Annotated in this window: 11 protein-coding genes; 6 read left to right on the top strand and 5 right to left on the bottom strand. The window is 68.3% G+C overall.

The genetic code is table 11. From position 1 onward, the window contains the following. Positions 1-111 precede the first annotated feature (111 nt). A complete protein-coding gene (locus tag IEW15_RS16145) occupies positions 112-357 on the top strand; it encodes a hypothetical protein (protein ID WP_188579743.1) in 246 nt (81 codons plus the stop codon). Further along, positions 354-1,436, top strand: coding sequence for a hypothetical protein (locus IEW15_RS16140; protein ID WP_188579742.1), 1,083 nt, complete (start codon positions 354-356; stop codon positions 1,434-1,436). The genes IEW15_RS16145 and IEW15_RS16140 overlap by 4 nt, the downstream gene beginning before the upstream one ends. Positions 1,437-1,524: 88 nt before the next feature. Here IEW15_RS16140 and IEW15_RS16135 read toward each other — a convergent pair whose 3' ends face one another. Then, positions 1,525-2,271, bottom strand: coding sequence for an SDR family oxidoreductase (locus IEW15_RS16135; RefSeq protein ID WP_188579741.1), 747 nt, complete (start codon positions 2,269-2,271; stop codon positions 1,525-1,527). A 113-nt stretch (positions 2,272-2,384) separates the two neighbouring features. Further along, complete coding sequence (locus tag IEW15_RS16130) at positions 2,385-3,065, bottom strand: Crp/Fnr family transcriptional regulator (RefSeq protein WP_188579740.1); 681 nt, start codon at positions 3,063-3,065, stop codon at positions 2,385-2,387. A gap of 542 nt (positions 3,066-3,607) precedes the next feature. Here IEW15_RS16130 and IEW15_RS16125 point away from each other — a divergent pair. The 4 genes from IEW15_RS16125 (at position 3,608) to menC (ending at position 7,592) form a co-directional block, all read left to right on the top strand. Further along, positions 3,608-4,285, top strand: coding sequence for a TetR/AcrR family transcriptional regulator (locus IEW15_RS16125; RefSeq protein ID WP_188579739.1), 678 nt, complete (start codon positions 3,608-3,610; stop codon positions 4,283-4,285). A gap of 42 nt (positions 4,286-4,327) precedes the next feature. Beyond that, entirely contained in the window at positions 4,328-4,792 is a 465-nt protein-coding gene (locus IEW15_RS16120) for an NUDIX domain-containing protein (RefSeq protein ID WP_306432636.1), read from the top strand. A 250-nt stretch (positions 4,793-5,042) separates the two neighbouring features. Next, entirely contained in the window at positions 5,043-6,353 is a 1,311-nt protein-coding gene (locus IEW15_RS16115) for a serine hydrolase domain-containing protein (RefSeq protein ID WP_229708167.1), read from the top strand. Positions 6,354-6,482: 129 nt separating this feature from the next. Further along, positions 6,483-7,592, top strand: a complete 1,110-nt coding sequence (menC, locus tag IEW15_RS16110) for an o-succinylbenzoate synthase (protein ID WP_188579738.1) — start codon at positions 6,483-6,485, stop codon at positions 7,590-7,592. Positions 7,593-7,613: 21 nt separating this feature from the next. On the opposite strand, the gene IEW15_RS16105 is transcribed toward menC, so the two are convergent. The 3 genes from IEW15_RS16105 to cobT all read right to left on the bottom strand — a co-directional run bounded on the left by IEW15_RS16105 (position 7,614) and on the right by cobT (position 10,826). Next, on the bottom strand, positions 7,614-8,456 hold the full coding sequence (locus IEW15_RS16105; protein ID WP_188579737.1) for an isocitrate lyase/PEP mutase family protein: 843 nt from the start codon (positions 8,454-8,456) through the stop codon (positions 7,614-7,616). Positions 8,457-8,578: 122 nt separating this feature from the next. Next, positions 8,579-9,622, bottom strand: coding sequence for a GGDEF domain-containing protein (locus IEW15_RS16100; protein WP_188579736.1), 1,044 nt, complete (start codon positions 9,620-9,622; stop codon positions 8,579-8,581). A gap of 151 nt (positions 9,623-9,773) precedes the next feature. After that, entirely contained in the window at positions 9,774-10,826 is a 1,053-nt protein-coding gene (gene cobT, locus IEW15_RS16095; protein ID WP_188579735.1) for a nicotinate-nucleotide--dimethylbenzimidazole phosphoribosyltransferase, read from the bottom strand. Positions 10,827-10,846: the final 20 nt, after the last annotated feature.

Genomic DNA, 10,846 nt, shown 5'->3' with positions numbered 1-10,846 from the left:
TGAGGATTCGACACCCCGAGCCTAACGGCTCAAGGCGAGCAACGCCGCTCTCCCTTTTTCAACAATGACCGGGACATCCCCTTCCGCTCTGTCACGCACAGTTTCACCCGATTGCCCTGGGGTGGCAAGGCACTGACCTTCCAGTTCGGCGTCGAGGATGTCATCGTGTCGGATGCGCGGATTGAGGACGCGTTCATCGCCATTTCCTGCGAAAGCGGCGGCCGCAGCGACATCGATCAGGCGGCGATCCGCAATGTGCTGGTCAATGGCATGGTCGCCCGGCGGGTGTCGCGGTTGGTTCGGGTGCTGCAGAGCATCGATCCGGCGGTGGCAGACGGCAGCGGGGTGTGCGCATGACCGGGCTGGTCGCCTATGACGCCGGCCTGACGACCCGCGAATATGTCTATCATGGCACACCGCCGGTGCCGCTGACCGGCACGATGTCGGGCGCGATCGAGCTTCTGGGCGGCTCGGCGGATATTGACGCGGTGATCGTGAACCCGGACAACCGGATCATCGGCTCGGTGGTGTCGTGCATGGCATCCGATTCGACCGTGCGGGTGTCGTTCACCGGTACTGCGGTTCGACTGATCGATATGGGGCCGGCCACTGGCGGGGCGCTGGGTGCCCTGGCCCTGGGCGACACCGGCCGCGATCTGGCGACAATCCCGCGCCAGAACAACCGCATCCTGGTGGAAACCACGCGCGGCAGCAGCGTCAATGACGTGATGGAGGCTGCCGTGCCACTGCTGATCGATCGGGCGCCGGGCGCGGGCTGGCCGATCGAGGGCGACACGGTTGCCAGCGCATCGGGCGGCATCGGCACGGTGCTGTGGTCCACTGTCGACAGCAGCAGCGGGCTTCTGATGCTGCGGCCATCGGTGAACGGGTTCGCCGTGTCCGATACGGTGACGCTGGATGGCGTGCCGGTGGGCACGGTCAGCGCCGTGCACAGCCCGGTGGAACGCAACCACCTCGCGGCCGGCACATTCAGCCTGCCGGTCAACCGGTTGCTGGCCCCTGCCATGCGCGCGGCCATGCTGAACCAGATCAGCATGACCCGGGTTGGCGATCAGCGCGGCATCGTCGCCCGGGCGCCCGATGCCATCCTGGCGGCAGGCACCGCCAGCGGCTGGCTGCCGGCACGGCGCAGCGTCATTCTGACCGCCGACACCAGCACCACGCTGTGGACCGCCGATCAGATCCCGGCCGGCTGGACCGGCACCATCGCCGCCCGCAGCGCCGGCGGCACCCTGTCGCATGTGGTGCGGGCCATGAAGGCGCAGGCCGCGACGACTGTCACTCTGCACGACCTGGCGCCGGCGACGACGCTGGCACTGTATGTCACCGCCGGCGGCGATATCGCCCTGCGCAATGACAGCGCCGGCTCTGTGTCGGGCCTGGTGACGTATGACGATGTGGCGGTGTATCGCTGATCGCACATCCCGTCCTGCCCGCCATCTGGCGGGCAGGACGGGATGGGAGCAGGCAAGGACGGGTGCAGGCGTATATTGCCGGCGGCGGTTACGGCCAGCCGCCGGTGAAGCCCACGGTTTCGCCGACCACGAAGCCGGCCTTGTCGGAGAGCAGGAAGGCGATCAGCGCGCCGATCTCCTCAGGCTGGCCGAGCCGGCCGATCGGGACCATCTCGCGGACCTTGGCGGCGCCGGCCGGGTCGTCGATCCACTTGGCGCGCGGGTAATAGGTTTCGCTGTAGAGGAAATTCGGCGCGACCGCGTTCACCCGGATGCCGTGGGGGGCGAGTTCATTGGCCAGTGCCTTGGCAAGCCCTGTCGAGGCGGAGCGCGCGGTGGCATACATGGCGAAACCCGGATAGGGCCGGCGCGGCGATGCCGAGGTGACGAACACCATCGAGCCCGAGCCTTGAGGCTTCATCCGCGCCGCCGCCGCCGAGGCCAGCGCGAAGGGATAGATCGCCAGCGCCTCCATCATCTCGCGGAAGGCATCGGTCTCGGTTTCCTCGATCCGGCGGCGGACTGCCGGATAAGCGTCGTTCGACACGATGCCGTCGATCCGCCCGCCCCGTTCCACCGCCTCGGCGATCACCGCATCGGGCGCCTGGGCCTCAAGCGCGGTCATGCCGGCATTGTCGGCCATCCAGCCGTCGCGGGCCGCCTTGTCGGTGAAGGACGCGTCATGCGCCAGCACCTGCCAGCCATCGGCCGCGAGTGCCGCCGCCGCCGGGCTGCCGGCATATTTGGTCACGTTCGTGACGAGGGCGACCTTGCCGGCCGCGGATGTGGTGGTCATCAGGACGTTTCCTCAAAACGATGCGCCGGCGGGTCCGGTCTTGGCTGCCGGATTGCCGATGGGCCAGGACGGTCAGCGGGTCGTGCGGCCAGGGGGCCGTGCGACCAGGGCGGTCAGAGCGTGCTGCCATAATGGCCGAGCCCGTCCAGATCGAGGATCTCGATCCGGCCGTGCTGAAGGCGCAGCAGCCCTTCGGCCTGCAACTGGCGCAGCGCCTTGCTCGCCGTCTGGCGGGACATGCCCGAGATCAGCCCGATTTCCTCCTGCGAGATGCCGAGCTGGAGCTGGTTGTTCGGACTGAGTATCGGATTGAACAGCCAGGCGACAGATCGCGCAAGACGTTCTGTGGGGTCGAGCAGCCGGCCATAGCCCAGAAAGGCGATGAACTGGCCCAGGCGCTCGTTCAATTGACGGACGAGAAATTTGTTGAAGGGTGGGCTGTTGTCCATCAGCCAGCGGAATGTGCGGCCGTTCAGCAGCGCGATGCGGGTGTCGCGCAGGGCCACGACGTCATAGCGCCGGGGCTCGTTCTTGATCACCGAGCCTTCGCCCACCCAGCCGCTGCTGGAAATGCCGGTCAGCGTGATCGCCTCGCCGTTCTCGGCCACGACGCAGATCTTGAGCAGACCATCGATCACCCCGAACCACGCATCGACATGGTCGTTCTCGTGCAGCAGATAGGCACCCTTGGGCAGCAGCTTTTCAGACATGTTCCGGCGGGCGAGATCGCGATCGGCCTCGCTCAGATCCTGTGCCCAGTGAGCGACGGTCTGGAACTTCGCTTCAGAGAGCATGGCATCCCTTGTCTGCTGGCCCTTGACGGGTCATTCAAGGATAACCGCAGCGCGGCCGGCTGCGCCAGAAGATCGCGCGACAGGCCATGCGGTCAGGGCGGGGCGGCCGGCTGGCCGGTGCGGGCGCGGGGCGGGTTGAATGAATCAGAGGTTACAACCCGGCAATCTTATCATGATCTTGAAAGATGCGTCTGTCAACGCGCGGGGGAACAGGAGATTGCGTATCGGGTAGGCTTTTCCTCATAACCAGAAACCCTGGGGCATCACCCGCCCGACAGGGTCCGCCTGCCGAGGAGCGCCTGCTGATGACCGACATGTCCCTGAAGCCGGGGCCGGCACTGCTGCCGACGCCGCCGCAGACCGCCATCGCCGCCTGATCATACCGGGCGGAGCGGCCTGCCGCACCGTAACCATACCAACCGTAACCATACCATAAGACACCATGGACGCGACCGGAGCCCGGATGAACCGGGCCTGGTACATCGCGATCCGGTTGCCGGACACCCTTTTGAGCGGTGGCCGGCACAGGGGGGATCCTGAAGATGATGCTCAGCCATACACCGCCCACCCAACAACTGCCCGTCCGCGGACCGGCGCCTGCCGTCCGCCCCCGCATGGCCCGCGATGCCGCCGTCCGGGCCCTGAAGCGGCAGATCATCGTCGACGCCGCCCGTACCGTGTTCGCCGAGGCGGGCCTTGAAGGCACGTCGATGCGTGGCATCGCCGCCGCCGCCGGCTGCACGACCGGCGCCATCTATCCCTATTTCCGCAACAAGGAAGAGCTGTACGCGGCGGTGCTGTCCGACAGCCTGAATTCGCTGCGCCTGCATATCGAGGACGCGGTCGGCCGCGCCGGCGACCCGCGCGCCCGGGTCGCCACGGCTATCCGCAGCTATTTCGCGTATTACCGCAGCCGGCCCGATGACCTGACGCTGGGCCTGTATCTGTATCACGGCCTGAAGCCCGCCGGCCTGACGCCGGAACTGGATCGCAAGCTGAACCGGCGGCTGGCACAGGTGCTGGACGTGATCGGCGATGCCATCGCGGCTTATGGCGGGCTGGACGCCGAGGCCCGGCGTATGGAAATCTGTCAGACGTTCAGCTATGTGATGGGCCTGCTGATCTGCGACTGCACCCATCGGCTGAATGCACTGGGCGGCAGCGCCGAACCGCTGCTGGAACGCTATACTCAGGACTTGCTGGCCCGCCTGGCGCCCTGAGACCCGCGACGCAGCGCGCTCCAGCCGGATTGACCGCCGCACGTGACCGGGACCACGCCGCAAGACCTCCTCACGCCTGCCGCGCAGCCACGGATGCCGGGCGTTGGCGTGATTGCCATCGCCTGGCGGCGGGGCCGCGTGGCGCTGGTGCTGCGCGCCAATCCGCCGCAGGCCGGGCATTGGGGCTTTCCCGGTGGCCGGGTGCATTGGGGGGAAGGTCTGGTCGCGGCGGCGGCGCGCGAACTGGCCGAGGAGACCGGTCTGCTGGCCGATCAGGCCGCGAGCCCGGTCCCGCAGCCGGTGGCGGTGCTGGAGGTGGCCGAGGGGGCCGGCGACGTGCCGGAGCATCATTTCGTGCTGGTCGCCGTGATGCTGAAAGCCGTGTCGGGCGTGCTGCGCGCTGGCGATGATGCCGCAGATGCGGTGTGGGCCGATCCCGACCGGCTGCCCGATCCGCTGTGCCGCGACGTGGCGGCGCTGATCGCCGCAACGCGGCCCGGTGCCTGACGCCGATCCTGTCGATACGCCGATCCTGTCGATGCGCCGGTTCAGCCGATGCATATCCGGAGATTTCCACCGGCGCGTTCCGCAGCGCGGATCGGCCACGCCCGCGCGTTGACCGTGGGCAGCAACTGACGTCCTATTCGATGGGGGCGCGCGAACTTCGGCCCGTGCTGGCCATGGTATCGGCGCCCAGCCCAAAGACCATCGATCGCCCGGCATCCGACCGGGCGGCACAGGGACGGATATGCCGATCATGACCACAGACATCCGCCGGCCCGCCGGCCAGAGGTTGCGCCGCGCAGCCTTCGCCGTGCTGACAGCCGGCCTGATCGCGGGGCTTGCCCCCAATTCCATGCACCTGACCATGGCCGCCGTCGCGGCCGAGACCGGCGATGCGGCCGCGGCCGGGTTCGATGCGGCGCGGCTGAACGCCCTGGCCGACCGGCTGGCCGCCGATGCCGAGGCCGGGCGCATTCCGGGCGCCGTGCTGGCGGTTGAGCGCGATGGTATTCTGGTGCAGCAGCGGGCGGTGGGCTGGCGCGATCGTGCCGCCGGCGCGGCAATGACCGATGACGCCATCTTCCGGCTGTATTCGATGACCAAGCCGATCGTGTCGGCGGCGGCGTTGAGCCTGATGGAAGATGGCAAGCTGGCGCTGGCGGCGCCGGTGTCGTTGTATCTGCCCGACTTCGCGCAGATGCAGGTCGGCCGGGAGGTCGCGGGCGCCGATGGCAAGCCCGCGGTGGAAACCACTGCCGCCCAACGGGTGATGACCGTGCGCGACCTGATGCGCCACACCAGCGGCCTGACTTATGGCGTGTTCGGAAAATCGGCGATCAAGAGCCGGTATCTGGCCGCCGGCACCCATTTGTGGGACCACACCAATGAGGGGCTGGCGGCCAAGCTGGCCGGGCTGCCGCTGGTGGCGGAACCGGGGACGTTGTGGGAATACAGCCGGTCGACCGATCTGCTGGGCCGGGTGATGGAGGTGGCTGCCGGCCAGCCGCTGGACCAGATCGTCCGCGAGCGGGTGCTGGAGCCGCTGGGCATGACCGAGACCATGTTCCACGTTCCGGAACAACTGCGCGGCCGCGTGGCCGGCGCCGACCCTGAAGCCGCGTTCGGCAACAAGGTGCCGGAGCTGCTGGACCCCGCCCATCCCGACGCCTTCCTGTCGGGCGGCGGCGGCATGTATGGCACCACCGCCGATTATCTGCGGTTTCTGCGCATGATCCTGAACGGCGGCAGTCTGGATGGCAAACGGGTGCTGAGCCCCAACAGCGTGCAGTTGATGACCGCCGATCACCTGACCCCCGACATCAACACCGGCGGGCTGGCCCATCTGGGCTATGGCTTCGGCCTGGGCTTCGCGGTGCGGCGCGGCGATGACGGCGCGTGGCCGGGCAGCACGGGCGATCTGTATTGGGGCGGCTATGCCGGCACCTATTTCTGGATCGATCCCCGCGAAAAGCTGCTGGTGGTGTACATGATGCAGAGCGTCACCCAGCGCGAACCCTATCGGGCGATCATCCGCCATGGTGTCTATGGCGCCATGACCCGCTGAACTCCAACGACCACCCGCCCCGTTAGGCATATCCCCTCTCGGGGCGGGTGGGATCGATGATATTCAACATTGGATTGAAAGTTGTGAGCCGCTATCATCCCTCAATCAATGATTGAGGAGTGGTTCACCATGCGGATCGACGGCATCGTCCTGCGCTTCGTCTCGCCGCCGATGGCGGCGCCGTTCGCCAATCGCTGGCAGCGTATGGAGCGCTGGACCAAGCTGCTGGTGGAAATCCGCGCCGAGGGGCTGTCGGGCTGGGGCGAGTGCACCGCGATGGAAGCGCCCTTCTATCATTACGAGACGATCGAGACCGCCTGGACGATCATCGAACGCCATCTGGCGCCGATGCTGGTCGGCACCGACGTCGACGGCCCGGCCGACATGCTCGACCGGTTCCGCGATATCAGCGGCCATGTCGAGACCATCGCGGCGCTGGAAGTGGCCCTGCACGACCTGATCGCGCGGCGCGACCGGCTGCCGCTGGCGGTGGCGATCGGCGGCAGCCTGCGGCCGGTGAAGGCCAGCGCCACGATTGGCGTGACCGGCGACGCCGGCGAGTTGGTCGCCGCCGCACGCCGTGCGATGGAGGCCGGCTATCACCGGGTGAAGGTGAAGATCAAGCCCGGCTGGGACACGGTGCCCCTGGCGGCGTTGAAGGCGGACCTGCCCGAAATGCCGGTGCTGGCCGATGCCAATGGCGCCTATGGCCCCGAGGCACTGGACCATCTGTCGACCTTCGACCGCTTCGGGCTGATGCTGCTGGAACAGCCGCTGGCGGCCCATAACTGGAAAGCCTATGCCAGCCTTCAGGCGCGGCTGGACACCACGATCTGCCTGGATGAGAGCATCCATACCATGGAGGATGTGGACGAGTTGCTCGACCGCCGCGCCGCGCGGGCGGTGAACCTGAAGGTCGGCCGGGTCGGCGGGCTGACCGCTGCGCGGGCGATGCACGACCGGTTGATGGCGGCCGGCATCGGCTGCTTCACCGGCGCCAAATTCGAGACCGGCGTCGGCCGCTGGACCAATATCGCCCTCGCCACCCTGCCGGGCATGACCTATGCCTCCGACGTGGCGGAAAGCGCGCGCTATTTCCGCCCCGACATCACCGCGACCGAGGTCGAACTGGTGGCGCCGGGGATGGTGGCGCCGCTGGATGCGCCCGGCATCGGCACGGTCCCTGAGGCCGAGCGGCTGTCGCGCTATACGACACGGGTGCTGCGGATCGGCGACTGACCCGGTGGCGCGCGCGGCTGGTCAGGCGGTGGTCCGGCCGGTGAAGAAGCCTTCCAGCTCGGCGAAACCCATGGCCTGTTCCGAAAAACGGAATGTGCCGGTGGATCGCATCTCGCGCGCCGCAGCTGCGACCGCACCATAGGCCAGCCGTGCCAGGGCCGAGCCGGTGCTGATCCGTTTGACGCCGACGGCGGCAAGCTGCTCGACACTGAAGGTGGCGCCGGGCAGACCCATGACGACATTGACCGGCACCGATACCGCCTGACAGACCAGACGGATGGTGTCGAGGTCGCGCAGGCCCGGCGCATAGAGCACATCGGCGCCGGCCTGCTCATAGGCCTGCAGTCGCCGGATGGTGTCGTCCAGATCCGGGCGGCCCCACATGAAGTTCTCGCAGCGCGCGGTCAGCACGAAATCATGATCGAGCGCCCGGCTGGCCTCGGCGGCGGCGGCGATCCGTTCAACCGCCAGCACCGCGTCATAGATCGGCCGGTCGGGATCGCCGGTATGGTCTTCCAGCGAACACCCCGCGAGCCCGGTTTCGGCCGCGGCCCGGATCGTGTCGGCGGCACTTTCGGGGCTGTCGCCGAAGCCTTTCTCAAGATCGGCCGAAACCGGCAGCGGGGTCGCATCGACCAGCATGCGGCAATGGCGCAGAACCGCGTCGGGGGATGTCCGCCCCTCGGCCACACCGGCCTGGAACGCCATGCCGGCGCTGGTGGTGGCCAGTGCCGGGAAGCCCAGCGCCGCCAGCATCCGCGCGGTGCCGACATCCCAGGGGTTGGGAATGATGAAGGCGCCGGGCTGCTGATGCAGCAGCCGGAAGGCATGGCCCTTGTCTGTTATGAAGCTCTCGTCTGGCATGAACGCGTCTCCCGGCCTGGGGGCTGTCCTGGATGGCTCCAGCATGCCGGTTTTTCGGGAACAGATAAAGAACATATCGGCGGACGGGCCGAACCGGCCTCGACGGGTGCAGGCGCGGACGATCAGCGCCCGGGGCGCGCGCGGCGGGCGGTGCTTTCGAGCATGGTTTCGACACGGCCGATCAGGTGGCCGATCTCCTCGCCCGGCTGCAGGGTGGCGCGGCCGACATTCAGGGCGATGCGGCCGATCGGCTCGCGATTGTCGCGGCGCACGATCCGGCGGCCGGCGACGATGTTGCGGATCTGGTCGGCAATTGCCGCCGCCTCGGCCTCGGTGGTGTGGGGCAGGGCGACCGCGAAGCGTTCGGGGCCGAAGCGGGCGGCGACATCGCGGCCGCGCACGCCATCGGCCAGGGTCTTGCCCACCAGCCGCAGCACCTGATCGCCGATGCCGATGCCATGGCTGGCGGCGATGGCGTCGAAGCCTTCGACATCGACCAGCATCACGGTCAACGGATCGCCGGTGTCACGGGCAAGTGCCGCCTCTTCGGCCAGCCGGCGTTCGAAATGCCGGCGGTTGGCAAGGCCGGTCAGCCCGTCGGTCGCCAGTTCGCGCCGCACCCGGTCGAGGTCGCGGCGCACGCCGCCGATCTGGTCGGTAGCCGCATCCAGGCTGCGGGCGGCGGCATCGGTGCGCTGGGCGGTCTTGCGGGCAAGCATGGCCAGCGCGCGGGCGGCATCGGCCAGCCGGCGCGGATCGGTGCCTTCACCACGGTCCAGCCGTTCGGCCAGCCTGGCGGCCTCGTCGGCGGCGATACCAAGCGCAGACTGCGCGCTTTCAGCCGCACCCAGCGCGCGCTCGGCCTCGGCCGCCAGCCGGGCGCCGCCCTCGCGGACCACCTGTGCCTCGCGCGCCAGTCCGAAATGACGCTCGAACGCTTCACGCACCATATCGGGCGTCAGGCTGCCACCCTCGGCCAGAACCGCGTTCAGCATGCGGCTCAATTCCGGATCGCGACCCGAATCATGGACATAGGCGACAGTGAAATTGATCGGATTTGGGGCAATTTTGTGCTGTTCGAGTAGTCTGAGTGCGGCCTGAGCGTGGGTTTCCGACCGTTCAGTCCGCTCCGCGTATTCCACGCGCCCCTCCGACGTCTGCAGCACGTTGAAACCAGGTCATGCGGCAACCACCGCCGCAGACCGGTTCTTTCAGATTACCCTGAAGCTTATCGCAACAATGATTGAAAAGTGGTTAACGTGCTGCACCGCGAAGCGCGTTTCTAACGCGCCGACATGGCTCGTCACGCAACACGCCTTACGCCTCACGTGTCGACACGCCGGCCTCGGCGAAGGTCGCCATGCCGTTATGGGCGGAGACCGCCGCCTGGACCAGCCCGGATGCCAACACCGCGCCCGAGGCCTCGCCCAGCGCCATGTCCAGGTCGAGCAGCGGCCGCTGGCCGATGGCGCCGACCAGCCGGCGATGGCCCGGCTCCCGCGACATATGGGCAACCTTGCAGTGATCGAGGGCGGCAGGGTCGACCTTCCACAGCACGGCGGCGGCTGCGGTGCAGGCGAAGCCGTCGAGCAGCACCGGCACCCGCAGCATGCGCGCCGCCATCACGGCACCGGCGATGGCGGCAAGCTCGTGGCCACCCAGCCGGCGCAGCACCTCAAGCGGATCGGCAAGCGCCGCGCCGTGAAAGGCCAGGGCCTGATCGATCACCGCGGCCTTGGTGGCGAGGCCATCGGCATCGACGCCGGTGCCGGGCCCCGCCCAGTCGGTGCCGGTGCCGCCGAACAGGGCGGCGGCCATGGCTGCCGCGGCGGTGGTGTTGCCGATGCCCATTTCGCCCAGGCACAGAATGTCGATGCCGGGTTCGACCGCGCGCATGCCGAAGGCGATGGCGCGCAGCACCTCGGTATCGGTCAGCGCCGGGGCGGTGGTGAAATCGGCGGTGGGGGTTTCAAGCCCCATCTCATAGACGCTGAGCCCGGCGCCGACATTGCGGCAGAGCTGGTTCACCGCCGCCCCGCCCTCGACGAAATTCGCCACCATCTGCTCGGTGACCGACGCCGGATAGGCCGAGACACCGCGCGCGGCGATGCCGTGATTGCCGGCAAAGACGCAGGCCAGCGGCCGCGCGGCGCGGGGCGGATGGGCCGCCTGCCACGCTGCCACCCACACCGCCAGTTCCTCAAGCCGGCCCAGCGCGCCGGCGGGCTTGGTCAACTCGGCGTCCCGTGCCCGTGCCCGTTCCGCCGCCTCGTCATCGGGGCCGGGGAAGGCGCGGACGAGATCGGCCACACCCGCCAGATCGGCGAAGGGAATAACGGGGGCTTGGGGGGCGGTACGATCGGCGGCCACGGCGGGATCATCCTTGCAAT

This window comes from Tistrella bauzanensis, from assembly GCF_014636235.1.
Taxonomy (GTDB): domain Bacteria; phylum Pseudomonadota; class Alphaproteobacteria; order Tistrellales; family Tistrellaceae; genus Tistrella; species Tistrella bauzanensis.
The sequence above is the reverse complement of the archived record's forward strand: the minus strand, read 5'-3'. Positions and strand labels throughout refer to the sequence as shown.